This window comes from Streptococcus sp. 2018037 (assembly GCF_019754195.1).
In the GTDB taxonomy this organism is placed as follows: Bacteria; Bacillota; Bacilli; order Lactobacillales; family Streptococcaceae; genus Streptococcus; species Streptococcus hashimotonensis.
The window spans coordinates 49,472-67,423 of the sequence record NZ_JAIJZQ010000008.1 but is presented as its reverse complement, the minus strand read 5'-3'; the positions used below and the strand labels follow the sequence as shown (position 1 = coordinate 67,423).

Sequence of the window (17,952 nt, the reverse complement as noted above, 5' to 3'; positions counted from 1 at the left end):
AGAAAAAACTTTTCGGAGAAAAAAATGTCTCAATTTAAAAATATTATCGTAACTGGTGGAGCTGGTTTCATCGGTTCAAACTTTGTACACTATGTTTATAACAATCATCCAGACGTTCATGTAACTGTCTTGGATAAACTCACCTATGCTGGTAACAAGGCTAACATCGAAGCCATCCTTGGTGACCGTGTGGAGCTTGTTGTTGGTGATATTGCAGATGCTGAGTTGGTGGATAAATTGGCTGCTAAGGCAGATGCCATTGTTCACTATGCAGCAGAAAGCCACAACGACAACTCTCTCAATGATCCAAGTCCTTTCATCCATACTAACTTTATCGGTACTTACACTCTTCTTGAAGCGGCTCGTAAATACGACATCCGTTTCCACCATGTATCGACTGATGAGGTTTACGGGGACCTTCCTTTGCGTGAAGACTTGCCAGGTCATGGTGACGGTCCAGGTGAGAAGTTCACTGCGGAAACCAACTACAACCCATCATCACCATACTCATCAACCAAGGCTGCTTCAGACTTGATTGTTAAAGCATGGGTGCGTTCATTTGGTGTCAAAGCAACCATTTCCAACTGTTCAAACAACTACGGTCCATACCAACACATCGAGAAATTTATCCCACGCCAAATCACCAACATCTTGGCTGGTATCAAGCCAAAACTATACGGTGAAGGTAAAAACGTCCGTGACTGGATTCATACCAATGACCACTCGACTGGTGTTTGGGCAATCTTGACAAAAGGCCGTATGGGTGAAACTTACCTAATCGGTGCTGACGGTGAGAAGAACAACAAAGAAGTGCTTGAATTGATTCTTGAAAAAATGGGTCAACCAAAAGATGCCTATGACCACGTGACTGACCGTGCAGGACATGATTTGCGCTATGCTATTGACGCAAGCAAACTTCGTGACGAGCTTGGTTGGACACCACAGTTTACCAACTTCTCTGAAGGTTTGGAAGAAACAATCCAGTGGTACACAGACAACCAAGATTGGTGGAAAGCTGAAAAAGAAGCTGTTGAGGCCAACTATGCTAAGACACAGGAAGTTATTAAATAAGACTATTAAAGGCTAGGGCTCTTGCCCAAGCCTTTCTTGAAATAAGGAGCAAATATGATTTTAATTACAGGTGCAAATGGTCAGTTGGGTACAGAGTTGCGTTATCTCTTGGATGAGCGTGGTGTTGAGTACGTTGCCGCTGACGTAGCAGAAATGGACATCACGGATGCCGACAAGGTGGATGCCTTCTTTGCAGAAGTTAAGCCAAGCGTTGTTTACCACTGTGCAGCCTATACAGCTGTTGATATGGCAGAAGATGAAGGCAAGGAACTCAACTACAAGATTAACGTAACAGGTTCTGAGAATGTTGCCAAGGCAGCAGCAAAATACGGTGCAACCCTCGTTTACATCTCTACAGACTATGTTTTCAACGGTGATTTGCCAGTCGGTCAAGAATGGCAAGTAGATGACCAACCAGATCCGCAATCTGAATACGGTCGTACTAAGCGTTTGGGTGAGGAAGCAGTTGAGAAGTTTGCAGACAAGTTCTACACTGTTCGTACGGCTTGGGTCTTTGGTAACTACGGTAAAAACTTTGTTTTCACCATGCAAAACCTTGCGGAAACTCGAGATACCTTGACAGTTGTTAACGACCAACACGGTCGTCCAACCTGGACACGTACCCTTGCGGAATTCATGGTACACTTGGTGGACACCAAGCAAGCATTTGGCTACTATCATTTGTCAAACGATGCAGTAGAAGATACGACTTGGTTTGACTTTGCTACGGAAATCCTCAAGGATACCAACACCAAGGTATTGCCAGTGGATTCTAGCCAGTTCCCAGCCAAGGCAAAACGTCCATTCAATTCAACCATGAGCTTGGATAAGGCAAAAGCCACAGGCTTTGTCATCCCAACTTGGCAAGAAGCTTTGGAAGCATTCTACAAACAAGAAAAGAAATAGTCTACAGGAGATGTGTATGAAAAAGAAAGCGATTGTTAAGTCGTTGTTGATGTCAGGAATTTTTCTGGCTTTACTAGGAGGTGCTACATTACCGTCCAGAGCTGTTCCAGTTGTAGCAGCAGAGACAAGTCAAAGTACGACTTATCATTTAACTGATGATGAAAAAGTTGCCGTACGTGAATATATTCAAGCTAAAATGACTATCGATATGCAAGAATATAGATTGGCGTTTCTTGAGGGAATGATGGAAGAAATGGCTTCGGGTAGTGCTGAAGCTGCGTGGGATGAAGAAATTGCAGACTTGAAGGCAAACTTAACAGCAGAGCAAGTTGTTGTTTTAGATGAACTCGAAGCAAATTTAATTGGTAGCATAGCCCAACATTATCATTACTTATTTGAGACACTTACAGTCGCTGGAAAAAGCGGAAGAGAAGAAGCAGCGGCTATAGTTTCTAAGTACGAGTCTGAAGATGATGCAAGTACTCCTGAAGCCGAATTGGCTGCATTGAAATACGCTAGAGAAGTTATCGTTGAACTACTGAATAAAGAGTCGGCAGCGATTGATAATTATATTGCTTATGCAGAAGCAACTGGACAAGAATTAGCTGGATTGTTGGAAAGTGGAAACTCTAATTTAGAATCTATTACATCTGCAACTATAGGATATGGTCAAGCTCTTGCAACTGCTTCGCAACCAAAATTTCCGTATGACTTTTCAGAAATGGACCGACAGATTGCAGAACTAACTGCTGGTCTACAATCAAAAGTCGAGGATAAAAGTACAGCTAAGACTGAAAATACCGGGGTACAAACAAGTCAAAGCGCTACAAATGGCTCAAATGATTTGCAAACCGTTCCAGGTCAAGGGGATGGTCAGATTTCTGATGTAGCTACAGGAAAAGGCAGTATTTCCGAAGCAGGTCAGAAAAAGGTTATCCCAAATGATAATGCTAAGGTATTGCCAAAAACTTCAGGGAAATCTGGTCTTCCATTAACTGTACTAGGACTCATAACAATTTTTGCTGGTTGGTTATTGACAAAGAAGCAAGAAGAAAAATAGAAGATTAGTGTAATTGCATCTATTTTGAGAAGTATAGTTGTTTTTACATGTGAAATACATAAAGGAGATATTTGTGAAAAAAAGAACGTTGTTATTTCTTTCTTTGTGTGCATCCGCGTTGAATGCTCAGCTTGTTCAAGCGGATGTGGTAAATGCCCCATCTAGTCAAGTTTCTTCATCTCAGGTTGCTGAAACTGGCGGGCAGTTATCTGTCGTTGATGAGGCTGGACAGATTAAAGCTATTCTGTCGAACATTCAAGGGGAAATTATTGGTGTTACAGCCCAGTTTCGCTCTGAAACAAATAGCGGCATTACTGTCGCATTCTCAATGGATGAGCAAGGTAGATACGTAGCGTTTTTGGATCGGTCTGCATTTGCGGAGGAAGACCAAGTCTTTTCGCTGAAGTTAACGGCACAATTAACAGATGGAAGTTTTCAGACCTTATCAGATTATAGTTTTGAATGGAAGAAGGATGTCGTAAGCGCGGCTGAGAAGCCTACTGCTTTGAATAATAGCAATGCAATCTCGTCTAAAATTGAGGAGGAAGCAACTTCGACTACTACAAGCTCAACGGTTAATTCTAGTTTGACAGCAGGTGCAACAAGTAGTGCTTCAAATTCGCTGACAAGAAGTTCTTCCAATACGATTGCAGGAAGTTTGAATGGCTCTACAAGTGTTCCAAGTGCTCGAGTCAGTACAGCTTCCAGTTCGGTCAATGTTACACAACCTACAGGCACCATCACAATTGAAAATCGTAACGATTCCCAAGGTACCTTTGATGTTCGTGTTACCAATATCTCTTCTCCTAAGGATATAGCGAGTGTTATCTTGCCGACCTGGTCGCAGTCAGATGATTTACGCTGGTATGAAGCAAAGCGTCAAGCAGACGGAAGTTATAAGTTAACTGTCAATAAGAAGGACCATAAGTACCGCACAGGCACCTACACGGTTCATTTATATTATAAGGATTCAAATGGTGGTTTGACAGGTGCAGGTGGTACAACGACTCATTTATCAGAAGCGAAGCCAACAGGCACCATCACAATTGAAAATCGTAACGATGCCCAAGGTACCTTTGATGTTCGTGTTACTAATGTTTCATCACCGAAAGATATAGCGAGTGTTATCTTACCTACTTGGTCCCAGACGGATGATTTACGTTGGTATGAAGCCACTCGTCAGTCAGATGGCAGTTATAAGTTAACTGTCAATAAGAAGGACCATAAGTACCGCACAGGCACCTACACGGTTCATTTATATTATAAGGATTCAAATGGTGGTTTGACAGGTGCAGGTGGTACAACGACTCATTTATCAGAAGCGAAGCCAACAGGCACCATCACAATTGAAAATCGTAACGATGCCCAAGGTACCTTTGATGTTCGTGTTACTAATGTTTCATCGCCGAAAGATATAGCAAGTGTTATTTTACCTACTTGGTCCCAGACGGATGATTTACGTTGGTATGAAGCCACTCGTCAGTCAGATGGCAGTTATAAGTTAACTGTTAATAAGAAGGACCATAAGTACCGTACAGGCACCTACACGGTTCATTTATATTATAAGGATTCAAATGGTGGTTTGACAGGTGCAGGTGGTACAACGACTCATTTATCAGAATCGAAGCCAACAGGTACCATCACAATTGAAAATCGTAACGATGTCCAAGGTACCTTTGATGTTCGTGTTACCAATATCTCTTCGCCGAAAGATATATCAAGTGTTATTTTACCTACTTGGTCCCAGACGGATGATTTACGTTGGTATGAAGCCACTCGTCAGTCAGATGGCAGTTATAAGTTAACTGTTAATAAGAAGGACCATAAGTACCGTACAGGCACCTACACGGTTCATTTATATTATAAGGATTCAAATGGTGGTTTGACAGGTGCAGGTGGTACAACGACTCATTTATCAGAAGCGAAGCCAACAGGTACCATCACAATTGAAAATCGTAACGATGCCCAAGGTACCTTCGATGTTCGTGTTACTAATGTTTCATCACCGAAAGATATAGCAAGTGTTCTCTTACCTACTTGGTCCCAGACGGATGATTTACGTTGGTATGAAGCCACTCGTCAATCAGATGGCAGTTATAAGTTAACTGTCAATAAGAAGGACCATAAGTACCGCACAGGTACTTATACAGTTCATCTATATTATAAGGACTCAAATGGTGGTTTGACAGGTGCAGGTGGTACAACAACTCATTTATCAGAAGCGAAGCCAACAGGCACCATCACAATTGAAAATCGTAACGATGCCCAAGGTACCTTTGATGTTCGTGTTACTAATGTTTCGTCACCGAAAGATATATCAAGTGTTCTCTTACCTACCTGGTCCCAGTCAGACGATATACGTTGGTATGAAGCCACTCGTCAGTCAGATGGCAGTTATAAGTTAACTGTCAATAAGAAGGACCATAAGTACCGTACAGGTACCTACACGGTTCATTTATATTATAAGGATTCAAATGGTAGTTTGACAGGTGCAGGTGGTACAACGACTCATTTATCAAATCCGTCAGCACAGCGATCCTACACAGTCTATATTGACCCAGGGCACGGAGGGCGAGACTCGGGCGCTTCTTACGGTGGCGTACATGAAAAAAATCTTGCATTGTCTGTTTCAAATAAGTTGCGTGAAAATCTCTTGAAACATGGAATCAATGTTTTGATGACCCGTACAGGTGATTATGATGTAGACTTCAAAACAGAGCGTTCACGAATGACGAATGCAAGTAACGCAGATTTATTTATTAGTATTCATTTTAATGCGACGGGAGCAGGAGTTTCGAATGCGACTGGTATCGAAACATACTGGTATCAATATAATCCAGAATACCAACCTAAAATTAATAAAGAAATGCATAATAACCCTACTCGTTTAGCTGAAAGTGAGATTTTAGCCAACAAGGTCCAGGAGAGTTTAATTAAAGAAACAGGTGCAGTTAACCGTGGCGTAAGAAGAGAAACTTTTGCAGTTCTTCGCGAGACAGCAATTCCTGCTATTCTAGTAGAGCTAGGATTTATGGATAATCCTTCGGAGTTGCAAGTTATCAAACAAGATTCTTACCACACTCGCCTTGCGAAAGCATTGGCACAAGGCGTAATGAATTGGTACGGTGCTGTTGAGGGAAAGTAGAAATTGCAGGTACAGGTATTGAAACAGGAAAACTTTCTAATGATCAAAAAAGTTTCATAGCTAATCTAGTACCTGCAATTGAGCAAAGTTCAAAAGCTAATTCTATCCTTTCGAGCGTCATGTTATCTCAAGCCATCCTCGAAAGTGCATGGGGAACGTCATACTTGGCGACTCATGGGAATAATCTTTTTGGCATCAAAGCGGATGCTGCATGGACGGGCGATACAATTGAAATCATTACTAATGAATACCGTGATGGTGAGAAGAAGCAAGAAAAGCACTTGTTTAGAAAATATAATTCATGGAATGAAAGTGTAGCAGACTATGCTAAGTTCTTTACCTCTACTCCGTGGAGAATAAAAAATTACCAGAGTTTCAGAGAGGCAACTGATTATCAACAAGCAATTCTTGCGTTAAGACAATCAGGATATGCTACTGATCCGAAATATGGTGAAAAATTACGATCAATTATCGAGAATTACAAGCTTTATCTTTTAGATAATTAAGTTTTTTGGATGATTGATGATAAAATAGCCTTGCTCAAAAACGAGCAAGGCTATTTTTATCACTCATATAGATCTGTTAGAGGTCGTTTATCAACGGCACTATTGTATTCTAGTTGTAAGTAGGTTTGGTAAAGTGATAGGCTTGACATGTCTTCAATTTGTTGACCGCTATTATCGATGTTTCCCCAACTAGTAATGATAGGTGCTTCGATTTGCATATCGCTCAAAAATTGTTGGTAAGGTGATCGAGGAAGGGCATAGTCTGATTCGGATAAAATATCCATCAAATACGGAACGAGATAGTTTGGGCTGATTGTTGTAGATTCGCGCTCCCTAATATCAAAATTCGACCAAATCACTAAAGGGGTAGAATATTTAGTAGCAGGATTATTTTCATCCATAAATTGTGCGTAAAATTCTTGAGTCAAACTAGGTTGGTGATCGCCGTACATGACGATAACCGTAGGCTCTTTGTAAGTGCTAAAGAAAGTAATTAAATCTGCAAATGCTTCATCTGTTCTTTTCATGCTGGTCAAAAATTCTGTTTCAGCTAAGTATTCAGATGTTGAACCATTAATGCTGACTTCGCGAGGATAAATTTCTTCCGTACTTGGATAGCCTCCATGTCCTTGCATGGTAACAACAAAGCTAAATAGAGGCTGGTCTCCTTTTTGGGTATAAAGTTCTTTTATTCCGTTGAACAAGAATTGATCAGATGGCCAGCCACGATCGATTGTTAGTGGTGCTAAGCTACTAATAGCAGGTTCCGAATCTAAAAAATAAGATTTATTAAACCCTAGTAGAGGATACACTGCATTGCGGTTGTAATTATTTCCAGATTGAGGATGTAGAGCTACGGTGTCGTAATTTTTATTTTTTAGATAAGTTGCGAAACTTGGACGTTCTTGTGTGATAATCTGCTGATATGGGAATAAATTAGAGGATAATAAACTGATTGGGTTACTTGTCAGCACTTCATACTCGGTATTTGCAGTACCACCGCCAAAGACTGAGACATTGAGGGTGCCATGAATAGTATTGTCTGTTAATGCATGTTGGTTTGATAGCGGATCAGGCTCCATATTTAAACCCTGTAAGTTTGAAAAATCACTCTGTGATTCATTCTGTATAAAGATAATATTAGGTCTGATTGTTTGTTTTTCTGTTTCAGGAGGGTACTTCTCAAGAACTTCATTGAGTTTTGGGAGTGAATATCCCTCAGGCTTAGTTATTTTACTATCTTCATAGAAAGAGGCGAGTGAGAGTGGTAGCCCAAATTGACCATAGGTGACGTACATTCTCCAGTAGTTTAATGATATATTTGCATTAGAGACGACAGTTTTATTAATCATTGGAACGATTGTTATTAAAGTTATATAGCCCAGTAAAATTCTGCTGAAACGTTTCGGCCATTTGAAATCATAACTAGAATAGAACGTTCTAGAAGGTAGAAGTTTTGGTAAATATAATTTGGGGATAAAGAAAAAGAAGGTCAATAAGATATAAGAAAATACCATGCTTTGTAGCATTCGATTGTTGATATTAATTGCTACGCTAGAAGCTACATTTAATCCGTCTGTAATTTGAAAAAGATTATAAAATAATAGAGGAGCACCACGGCTGTCAATCAAAAGTTGGTTACTTATACCAATAAATACTGAAGCGGATAGAATTAATAGGCTGGCAAATCGTAGGTTAGTTGTAAAGACCAGTATTAGGTAGAGGACTCCGATAATGATTAGATTGTTCCAAAGACTGTTTGGGGAAAGAGTAGAGAATTGTGAGTAGCTATTTTCAATAATAAATAATGAAAAAATGGGAACTAGAAGATAAATCACTGATAGGCTAATCGTTTTGAAGGCTTTAGAGATATGACCTCGGAGTTGTTTGTATCCTAAAAGACCAAAAAATATCAGGAAAGTTAGTGCAACTAATAGCTGTTGAGTTTCCATTTTATTAAAGTTCGAATTAAATAGCACTAATTCATTGCGATATAAACGTGGAAATGTAAAAGTAGTGAATATATATTGAACGATTAATAATATTGTTAAGATACGGATATCTCTTCTTTTGATTCTCCATGTTGCTCCATTTAAGATAAAGCATGTTAGACCTAAAGCAAGGACTATTAAGTGGAGGTACCAAAATTGATTATCTTTAGTTATCCGTAAAGTATAGGGAAGCTCAATAAAGGCTAAATTTTTATATTTATCTCCAGTTGATGTGTCAATGGATTCAACCAATTGTCCACCGACTTTAATTTTTACAATAGTCGGATTTTCACTAGCAAAGTATTCAAATGATAAGGTTCTTACAGAAGAGGAAGATTTAATTACGAGTGAATTTTCTTCACCTAGAGAAGAAAAATTAGGAATTAAATCAGCATCATTGATTCCCCATTGGTTTTCTATAATTTCTGATGAATGAATATAACGTCCATTTATTTGGATGCTGTCGATTACTTGGTTTGGTTGTTCTGCGATTATTTCTATAGTTCCATCATTTTTTGTAGAACCTAATTCGTTTTGAATGAGATGTGCATAGAGAAAAAAACTTCCAATCAATCCGATGGAGATTAGTATGTGAATAAGCTGTTTGATTAATTTCATATGTATTAACAATTCTAAGTTTTATATTTTTATGTAAAAGCCAGTACATATTATATCAAATTTTTCTTATTAACTCAAAATTTGTTTTTACCTATACTGTGGAGTTAGAAGTGTAGAAAAAGAAAAGGCTTTATAGCCAAACTAGGATAGAATTAGGAAAAAAAACTAAAAAATGGTATAATGAAAAGAACTGCAATTTGATGGAGAGGATTCATGAAACACGTTTTTATTATCGGTAGTCGTGGACTGCCAGCAAAATATGGTGGCTTTGAGACCTTTGTCCAACAATTGGTCAGTCACCAGCAATCTGAGAAGATTCATTACCATGTGGCTTGTTTATCGGATACAAGTCATCATCAACATTCGACCTACTTGGGTGCAGATTGCTTCACCATTAATCCACCAAAACTTGGACCAGCTCGTGTGATTGCTTATGATATGATGGCGATCACTTATGCCCTTAAAATCATTAAGGAACAGCAGATAGAGCGACCAATTTTCTATATCTTGGGAAATACCATAGGTGGCTTCATAGCACCTTTTGCGAAAAAGATTCACTCTGTTGGAGGTATCTTGTTTGTCAATCCAGATGGTTTGGAATGGAAACGGGCCAAGTGGGCTAAGCCAGTCCAGAGGTATCTAAAATTTTCTGAAAAAATGATGGTCAAATATGCTGATTTGATTATTGCTGATAATGAGGGAATTGAGGATTATATTCAATCTGAATACTTAGCTACCAATACACGCTTTATTGCCTATGGTACAGATTTAAGTCCGACTAAGTTAACAAAAGAATCTGAACAAGTTCGCCAATATTTTACAAATTGGGACATGAAAGAGAAAGAATTTTATCTGATTATCGGTCGTTTTGTACCTGAGAATAACTATGTGACAGCAATTAGGGAGTTTATGGCAAGCAACACGAGACGTGATTTAGTCATCGTTGCAAACCATGAAGGCTCTGCCTATTTTCAAAAATTGAAAGATGAGACAGGCTTTATATCCGATAAGCGGATTAAGTTCGTAGGAACAGTATATGACCAAGAACTACTTAAATATCTGCGCCAAGAATGTCGAGCTTATATTCATGGACATGAAGTTGGTGGAACAAATCCTGGTCTACTCGAGGCCTTGGCACAAACCAATGAAAATTTGGTTTTAGGTGTCGATTTTAACCGAAAAGTTGCCCTGCAAGGTGCTCATTATTGGAGCAAAGATGCAGGAAATTTGGCTCATTTGATTGATCAAATAGATGGACAAGCGGAATCCATTGAGCTTGGAAAAGTTGCAAAAAAACACATGCAAGAAGCCTATACATGGGAAAAAATTGCACGTGAGTACGAGGAATTATTTTTACGATGAAAGTCAATATTTTGATGTCGACCTATAATGGTCAACAGTTCTTGTCTGAGCAAATACGTTCTATTCAAGAACAGTCATACACAGACTGGACTCTCTTCATCCGTGATGATGGTTCCAGTGACAATACAAAAGAAATACTTAAAGATTTTGAGCGTCAAGATAGTCGAGTTCATCTTATTGATAGTGATAAGAGTGACAATCTTGGAGTTATTAAAAGTTTTCACAAACTAGTGAACCACGATAGGGCTGACTATTATTTTTTTAGTGATCAGGATGATGTTTGGTTGCCAAATAAATTGGAACTCAGTCTAAACGAAGCCCAAAACTATCCAGCTAATCTCCCCTTAATGGTTTATATGGATTTAAAAGTGGTGAATCAAGATTTAGAGATTATGACTGAAAGCATGGTTAAATCTCAATCTCATCATGCCAATACGGAATTGGTGCAAGAGTTGACTGAGAATACTGTGACTGGCGGTGTCGCCATGATTAATCATACTCTCGCTGAAATGTGGCAAGAGACGGATGATATACTCATGCACGATTGGTACTTGGCCTTACTTGCTTCAGCTTTTGGGAATTTGGTGTTTATTGATCAACCAGGTGAATTGTATCGCCAACATTCGGATAATGTACTAGGTGCTCGAACCCTCTCAAAACGCTTTAAAAAATGGATTCGTCCTCACATTTTATTTGCGGTCTATTGGGACTTGATCAAAAATAGCCAAAAACAAGCTCGGCATTTGTTACAAATGCCACTTTCTCAATCAAATAGAGAATTAATAGAAGCCTTTGTAACCATTATGGATAAACCAATGCTTGAACGATTCAGGATTTTGAGAAAATATGGTTTAAGAAAAAACAAAACCTTTCATACATTAGTATTCACAACATTGATTGTGACAAAATTTGCATATAAGGAATAGTTATGAATTTATTAAATAAAGAAAATCAAATACTCTTAAGAGAGATGATTAAAACAGATTTTAAATTACGTTACCAAGGTTCTCTCATTGGACATCTCTGGTCGATTTTGAAACCGATGTTACTTTTTACAATTATGTATTTAGTATTTGTTCGTTTTTTGCGCTTTGATGATGGAACTCCTCATTATGCAGTAGGGTTATTATTAGGTATGGTAACATGGAACTTTTTTACAGAAGCAACTAATATGGGGATGATGTCTATTGTTTCACGCGGGGATTTGTTGCGTAAATTGAATTTTTCGAAAGAAATTATTGTCTTTTCTTCAGTTGCAGGAGCTGCAATTAATTACGCCATTAACTTAATGGTTGTGTTTGTATTTGCTGCTATTAACGGGGTTCCCTTTACTTGGTCCGTTTTAGTTATAATCCCATTGTTTTTTGAATTGGCATTACTAGCAACAGGTATAGCTTTCATTCTATCTTCTTTATTTGTAAGATTTAGAGATATTGGTCCAATTTGGGAAGTGTTCTTACAGGCTGGATTGTATGCGACACCAATTATTTATTCATTGACATTTATTTTACAGCGTGGGCAAGTAACATTTGCTAAATTGATGATGTTGAACCCTGTTGCACAAATTATTCAAGACTTGAGACATTTTATTGTTTATTCTGGGAATACTACAGTTAGTGAATTGATTGAAAATCCTGTTATTGTGGCAATTCCGTATATTCTTCCAGTCGTTGTTTACCTATTGGGTATAACTGTGTTTAGAAAAAATGCCAAAAAGTTTGCGGAGATTTTGTAATGGTAAAAAATAATAATATTGCTGTAAAAGTAGAACATGTTAGCAAGAGTTTTAAGCTTCCAACGGAGAGTAGTCAGAGTCTAAGAACTACTTTAGTCAATTTATTTAAAGGGATTAAAGGCTACGTAGAGTATAATGTTTTGCAGGATATCAGTTTTGAAGTTGAAAAAGGGGACTTTTTTGGAATTGTTGGTCGCAATGGTTCTGGTAAGTCGACACTGTTAAAAATTTTATCTCAAATATATGTTCCTGAAAGAGGGACTGTAGCTGTGGATGGTAAATTAGTTTCTTTTATTGAACTTGGTGTTGGTTTTAATCCGGAACTAACTGGTAAGGAAAATGTATACCTAAACGGTGCGATGTTAGGATTTACTGCAGAAGAAATTGATGCAATGTATGATGATATTGTTGAATTTGCGGAATTAAGTGAATTCATGAATCAAAAGCTGAAAAATTATTCTAGTGGTATGCAGGTACGTTTAGCCTTTTCAGTTGCCATTAAAGCTCAAGGAGATATTCTGATACTTGATGAGGTTCTAGCAGTCGGTGATGAGGCCTTTCAGCGTAAATGTAATGATTATTTCCTAGAGCGTAAAAAAAGTGGAAAAACGACCATTCTTGTCACCCATGATATGGGAGCTGTGAAAAAGTATTGTAATAAAGCTCTTCTTATAGAGAAAGGATACGTCAAGGCATTAGGAGAACCTGATGATGTAGCTAATCAATACAGTTTTGATAATGTGCTTGCCTCAATAAGCGAAGTTACAGAAAACGAAGAACCTCTGCATCAGAGTGATATTGTAAAAGACTTGCAGATTAACCTGGTCTCAAAAAATCAAATTGAACCAGATGAATCAATTGAAATCGAGTTTAGATATACGGTTTTAGAAGATATTGAAACACATATTGCATTTACATTTTTAGATTTAGAACGTCATTTTGATGTATATAACGACAATTCTATGGATTTAAAAACATTTGGCAAAGGTGAGAAGTTTATCCGAGTGAAATGTAAGCTACCTTCAATTAATCAGGCAAAATTAAAAATGGCGGTGTCAGTACGAAATAGTAATAAGCAGCCGTTATTATTTGCCAAGACTTCTGACACACCAGCTATTTTTATTAGTAGGAAGTTTAGTACTGATAATATTGCAGAGGAAGACGCAGCAACCGGGTTTATTCAGAGAAATAGCCAATGGGAGCTGCTAGATTAATAAAATATAACGGAGGCAGAATGTCGCGTTTGTTGGTATATGTTCACTATAATAAACATAATGTTGTCAGTGAATATATTTATTATCAATTAAAGTCGATACGAAGTATTTATTCAGACATAGTTTTTGTTTCTAACAGCCATGTTTCAAAGGACATAGTACAATATTTACAGTCGGAACGATTGATTGATTTTTTTATCCAGAGAGAGAATATTGGTTATGATTTTGCGGCATGGAAAGAAGGGCTGAATCAAGTAACATTTTATCAATATGATTCGGTAACTCTGATGAATGATACATGTTTCGGCCCCCTCTGGAACCTAGAGGATTATTATAGTCAATTTGACAGTGATGTTGATGTAGATTTTTGGGGGATGACCAATCACTTAGAGACAAAAATAGATAGTGTAGTTGTCCCTGAACATTTACAGTCATATTTTATGGTATTTAAAAAACGAATCTTGCAGAGTCAAGCATTTGTTGGTTTTTGGTCATCGGTAAGTGAGTTAAGAGATATTCAAGATGTTATAAAATTATATGAGAGCCAATTGACAAAAATACTTTTATCAGAGGGCTATAGCTATAAGTGTGTATTAGATACGTCCATTTGTTGTAAAAACCTTGAAAATAGCAACATTACACTAGAATATCCAGAAGTTATACTTAAAAATAATGTTCCATTCATAAAAATAAAGAGTTTTACCGAATATCCGGATAGAATATACTCTTTATTACATCTTATTAGGATGAAAACGAAATATCCAGTTGAATTAATCGAGAGGCATTTGAGGCAGATAATTATTCCGGGTACGAGTTTTATTCCTCAAATACGGGTTTCGCAAACAACAGAAACCGCTCGTTATTCGACATCGGTGCTTCTTCATATTCACATAGAATCAGTGTCTATTTTTGAAGAGTATATTGAAGAGTTATGCAAAATAGCCGATAGGTGCCAGTTACTAATAACATTGCCAGAAGCTGACTTTTCAAATAAGTGTAGTATAGTTGAGAGATATTTATTCACCTACCAATTGAGAGCACAGATTGTAAAACTCACAGATGAATTGCATTTTTTTGAAATAGTGAATAACTATATGGGAGATGCTAAATATCTTGCTCATATAACTGTCAAACAAACAAAGGAAATAAAATATTCTGTAGAGGATATTATTGACAGGTATCAGTTGAGGAAAATGTTTTTTACATCATTTGATGCAGTGATTTCTAATTTTGAATCACAATCTAATTTGGCTGTAGTTATTCCGGACTTAACAATTAATCAAAGATATGATAGAAAAAGCCTTCGTGAGGGCAATCCAGAACTTATTCGTCAATTGAATATACTCTATGAATCACTTGTGAGAACTAAGAAAGTTGATTTTTATAAAGTGCCTTATATAATTGGAGAAGAAGTAAGTTGGTATTGGATAAAAACAGAACACTATAAAAAGATTGAGGAGAAATTTAGAAGCATTGATTTTTCAAAAGAAGATAGATTATTGCTAGTTCCAATATTATTTATTTATAGCGCGTGGGATTTATCAAATGATTATGCAGTGGTCGAGAATACTGAAAATGTGAGTCCAATATTGGAAAAGATTAGTTTTTTCAGCGAAAGGGAATTGCGTTTAATTATTGAAGAGAAGGAATTTTTACAAATTGGACTGAGAAGGACACTAAAGATAATATCTGTTGGGATTGTGAGTGTGTTTAAGATGATAAAGAAATCTCTATTAAAAAATTAGGGATAACGGATGACAAACAAGGGGAAGATAGTGTGAAGAGCAAAATAGTATCACCAAAAACAATATTTATTTGGAATTTATTAGGAAGTATTTCTTCAGCAGCAATATCAATATTTTTATTGTTACTAGTAACACGTTTGTTGACGGAATTAGAGGCTGATATTTTTAGTTTTGCTTATGCAGTAGCAAATCTTTTTGTAATCATTGCTAGTTTTCAGGTAAGAGATTATCAAGCGACTGATGTTTCGAAAAAGTTTTCGTTTAGCCAGTATCTTGCAACAAGGCTTATAACAATCACTATTATGCTATTACTTGCCTTAAGCTATATTTTTCTGTCTAAATATGAATTTCAAAAATCTGCTTGTATTTTCCTAATATGTTTATATCGCGGAAGTGACGCTCTGTCGGATGTTTTTCAAGGATTGTTCCAACAAAATGCTCGGCTAGATATTGCAGGTAAATCACTTTTTTTGAGAAACTCTATTGTGATTTTGACATTTGGACTTGGTTTGTTTATAACCAATAACCTGCTACTCTCATTAATCTATCTAGTAATTAGCTCATATTTATTTGTTTTCTTTTTTGATATTCCGAATTTGTTTCAATTTACGAGGGTTATCAAAGAAGAAATTAATTTGAAAGCCATTAAAAATATATTATTAGAATGCTTGCCGTTATTTATTAATGCATTTTTACTTGTTACTATCTATAATCAACCTAAATATGCTCTCAATACTTTTTTTGAGAGAGGTGTTATAGGAACAGGTGTTCAAAGGGATTTTAACATTTTATTTATGCCTGTTTTTTCAATGAATATTTTATTGATTTTGTTTAGACCTATGATAACTCAGTTGGCTATGTATAGAAGAGCTGGGGACTATAATCAATTTAAACAATATCAGAAGCGTATCGTTAAAATGGTTGTAGGATTGGCTGTATTAGTTTTGGTCGGGGGGATCGTATTGGGGATTCCAGCATTAAATATTCTCTATGGAACGAATCTTAATAAATACTGGCTAAGCTTTATTATAACAATGCTTGGGGGAATTGCGAGTACCTTTGCAACCATTTGTGATAACATGCTTACTGTTTTGAGGAAGCAAAAGTATCTCGTAATTTCATTTGCAATTTCTTGTCTATTATCCATATTGATTTCTAATCCATTGGTAGAATATTATGGAATATTGGGGGCAGCTATTGCTTTTGTTAGTTCGATGTGGACTTGGTTTTTAATTTCTTTAGTAATATATCTAAAATTGCAAAAACATTTGAATTGGGAAGTACAAGAATGAAGATAGAAAAATTATTTTTAAGGTTAGCAATCCCCTTTTTGTTAATTTCAATATTTGTTATGCCTGTGACAAAGGTTCCTGATGAAGCAACACATGCTTTTATGTCGTGGAATATATTATTTGATTCTCCGACAAGTAGAGATACAGAGGCAATGAATGAATTACGGACAGCAGATTTTACGTATTCAGAACCGGAGATTCATGCAGTTGATTCTACAGAATATTCAAGCCTTTTTACCAAAATTCGTGATTTTTCAAAGGACAAATTATCTATCGATTTTTCTCTGAAATCGTTAATGAGTACACCTCAGCTAATTGGTCTAGTTGTAGGTAAATTGATTTATCCGTCATATGGTATGATGGTCACTATAGGGCGCCTTTTTAATACAATAGTCTATATTATAGGTATCTACTATTTGATAAAAAAAATAAAGTATGGGAAGATGACGCTGTTTTTTGTCTCGCTTTTACCTATGATGATTCAGCAGGCTGGCTCACTGTCTTATGATGTGGTGAACTATCTGGCTGTTGTTGCATTTTTTGTTTTTTATGTTAACTTATTGGTAGATAAGGTGCTGACCACCAGGAAATTTATTAATTTAATATTATTATCCTTGCTATTATATTTAACAAAAGCAAATAATATTTTACTTTTGGCACTATTGTTTTTTGTTGATTTTGAATTTGAAGGTGTCTTATCTAAGTTTAATTCGATTTTAAAATGGATTCAAAAGAGAAGATTACCAATTCTTATTTTGGGATTAGGACTAGTTTTACTTGTTAGCTATCTGTTCCTACATAATAGAGGTGGTGTCGTGCACTTTGTTAAAGTGATGATAAACAGTTTATTTATCAATAATAGAAATGATCATCTTAATGGTATTTTAACGGTTGGTATTTTTGGTTATTTTGGCTGGTTTGTCACTCAATTACCTCTTTGGTTAATTTTCATAGATATTTTCATTTTTACGTTATTATTATTTAATGATGGAAATTTAAAGATAAGTAAAACAGAAGGTCTTGCTTCGTTATTTGTACTCCCTGTTCAGGTAGCTATCATTGTAGCGGGTATGTATTTTGCATGGACACCGACAGCTATTGGACCAAATGCAATGATTTCTCAAGGGGCACAAGGAAGATACTTTACTCCGTTTTTAGTCTATCTATTTCCGGCATGTTTAATGTTAAAAGAGCAGGTAAGTGTATCGGTAAAACAGAAGTATTTGATATGGTTGATCACTGGCACAGTAGTCATTAACTTTATCATGTATCTATTTTTGATAGTGGATTATTATTGGTTGTAAGAA

The 17,952-nt window shown here is 36.7% G+C and carries 13 protein-coding genes; 12 read left to right on the top strand and 1 reads right to left on the bottom strand.

Annotation, left to right across the window (positions count from 1 at the left end):
- Positions 1–24: 24 nt before the first annotated feature.
- The 5 genes from rfbB to K5Q29_RS04695 are packed head-to-tail and all read left to right on the top strand — an operon-like array spanning position 25 to position 6,688.
- Entirely contained in the window at positions 25–1,071 is a 1,047-nt protein-coding gene (gene rfbB / locus K5Q29_RS04715; RefSeq protein ID WP_105139247.1) for a dTDP-glucose 4,6-dehydratase, read from the top strand.
- A 54-nt stretch (positions 1,072–1,125) separates the two neighbouring features.
- Positions 1,126–1,977, top strand: coding sequence for a dTDP-4-dehydrorhamnose reductase (gene rfbD / locus K5Q29_RS04710; RefSeq protein WP_105139246.1), 852 nt, complete (start codon positions 1,126–1,128; stop codon positions 1,975–1,977).
- 16 nt (positions 1,978–1,993) lie between these two features.
- Positions 1,994–3,037, top strand: coding sequence for an LPXTG cell wall anchor domain-containing protein (locus tag K5Q29_RS04705; protein ID WP_105139245.1), 1,044 nt, complete (start codon positions 1,994–1,996; stop codon positions 3,035–3,037).
- 37 nt (positions 3,038–3,074) lie between these two features.
- Positions 3,075–6,182, top strand: a complete 3,108-nt coding sequence (locus K5Q29_RS04700; RefSeq protein ID WP_105139244.1) for a GBS Bsp-like repeat-containing protein — start codon at positions 3,075–3,077, stop codon at positions 6,180–6,182.
- A gap of 2 nt (positions 6,183–6,184) precedes the next feature.
- The gene (locus K5Q29_RS04695; protein WP_313770362.1) at positions 6,185–6,688 is read left to right on the top strand and encodes a glucosaminidase domain-containing protein; all 504 of its coding nucleotides are present in this window, start codon (positions 6,185–6,187) and stop codon (positions 6,686–6,688) included.
- Between the two features lie 59 nt (positions 6,689–6,747).
- On the opposite strand, the gene K5Q29_RS04690 is transcribed toward K5Q29_RS04695, so the two are convergent.
- A complete protein-coding gene (locus tag K5Q29_RS04690; RefSeq protein WP_172699650.1) occupies positions 6,748–9,297 on the bottom strand; it encodes an LTA synthase family protein in 2,550 nt (849 codons plus the stop codon).
- Between the two features lie 213 nt (positions 9,298–9,510).
- Here K5Q29_RS04690 and cps2T point away from each other — a divergent pair, with 213 nt between their 5' ends.
- From cps2T to K5Q29_RS04655, 7 genes are read left to right on the top strand one after another with little or no spacing between them, the layout of a single operon-like run.
- A complete protein-coding gene (gene cps2T / locus K5Q29_RS04685) occupies positions 9,511–10,659 on the top strand; it encodes a beta 1-4 rhamnosyltransferase Cps2T (RefSeq protein WP_105139242.1) in 1,149 nt (382 codons plus the stop codon).
- The gene (locus K5Q29_RS04680; protein WP_105139241.1) at positions 10,656–11,585 is read left to right on the top strand and encodes a glycosyltransferase family 2 protein; all 930 of its coding nucleotides are present in this window, start codon (positions 10,656–10,658) and stop codon (positions 11,583–11,585) included. Before cps2T ends, K5Q29_RS04680 begins: the two co-directional genes overlap by 4 nt.
- A gap of 2 nt (positions 11,586–11,587) precedes the next feature.
- Positions 11,588–12,394: an ABC transporter permease gene (locus K5Q29_RS04675; protein WP_012027237.1), complete on the top strand. Its 807-nt coding sequence runs from the start codon at positions 11,588–11,590 to the stop codon at positions 12,392–12,394.
- Positions 12,394–13,608, top strand: coding sequence for an ABC transporter ATP-binding protein (locus tag K5Q29_RS04670; protein ID WP_105139240.1), 1,215 nt, complete (start codon positions 12,394–12,396; stop codon positions 13,606–13,608). Before K5Q29_RS04675 ends, K5Q29_RS04670 begins: the two co-directional genes overlap by 1 nt.
- Positions 13,590–15,353, top strand: a complete 1,764-nt coding sequence (locus K5Q29_RS04665) for a rhamnan synthesis F family protein (RefSeq protein WP_239515178.1) — start codon at positions 13,590–13,592, stop codon at positions 15,351–15,353. The genes K5Q29_RS04670 and K5Q29_RS04665 overlap by 19 nt, the downstream gene beginning before the upstream one ends.
- 32 nt (positions 15,354–15,385) lie before the next feature.
- Entirely contained in the window at positions 15,386–16,645 is a 1,260-nt protein-coding gene (locus tag K5Q29_RS04660) for a polysaccharide biosynthesis C-terminal domain-containing protein (protein WP_105139239.1), read from the top strand.
- Positions 16,642–17,949 (top strand): DUF2142 domain-containing protein, encoded by a 1,308-nt coding sequence (locus K5Q29_RS04655; protein WP_105139238.1) that lies wholly within the window; start codon positions 16,642–16,644, stop codon positions 17,947–17,949. The genes K5Q29_RS04660 and K5Q29_RS04655 overlap by 4 nt, the downstream gene beginning before the upstream one ends.
- Positions 17,950–17,952: the final 3 nt, after the last annotated feature.

Bases quoted from the DNA above. Each gene is read 5' to 3' on its own strand.
- K5Q29_RS04705 (WP_105139245.1), top strand. From the start codon at position 1,994: ATGAAAAAGAAAGCGATTGTTAAGTCGTTGTTGATGTCAGGAATTTTT.
- rfbD (WP_105139246.1), top strand. From the start codon at position 1,126: ATGATTTTAATTACAGGTGCAAATGGTCAGTTGGGTACAGAGTTGCGT.
- cps2T (WP_105139242.1), top strand. From the start codon at position 9,511: ATGAAACACGTTTTTATTATCGGTAGTCGTGGACTGCCAGCAAAATAT.
- rfbB (WP_105139247.1), top strand. From the start codon at position 25: ATGTCTCAATTTAAAAATATTATCGTAACTGGTGGAGCTGGTTTCATC.
- K5Q29_RS04680 (WP_105139241.1), top strand. From the start codon at position 10,656: ATGAAAGTCAATATTTTGATGTCGACCTATAATGGTCAACAGTTCTTG.
- K5Q29_RS04670 (WP_105139240.1), top strand. From the start codon at position 12,394: ATGGTAAAAAATAATAATATTGCTGTAAAAGTAGAACATGTTAGCAAG.
- K5Q29_RS04665 (WP_239515178.1), top strand. From the start codon at position 13,590: ATGGGAGCTGCTAGATTAATAAAATATAACGGAGGCAGAATGTCGCGT.
- K5Q29_RS04675 (WP_012027237.1), top strand. From the start codon at position 11,588: ATGAATTTATTAAATAAAGAAAATCAAATACTCTTAAGAGAGATGATT.
- K5Q29_RS04690 (WP_172699650.1), bottom strand. From the start codon at position 9,297: ATGAAATTAATCAAACAGCTTATTCACATACTAATCTCCATCGGATTG.
- K5Q29_RS04655 (WP_105139238.1), top strand. From the start codon at position 16,642: ATGAAGATAGAAAAATTATTTTTAAGGTTAGCAATCCCCTTTTTGTTA.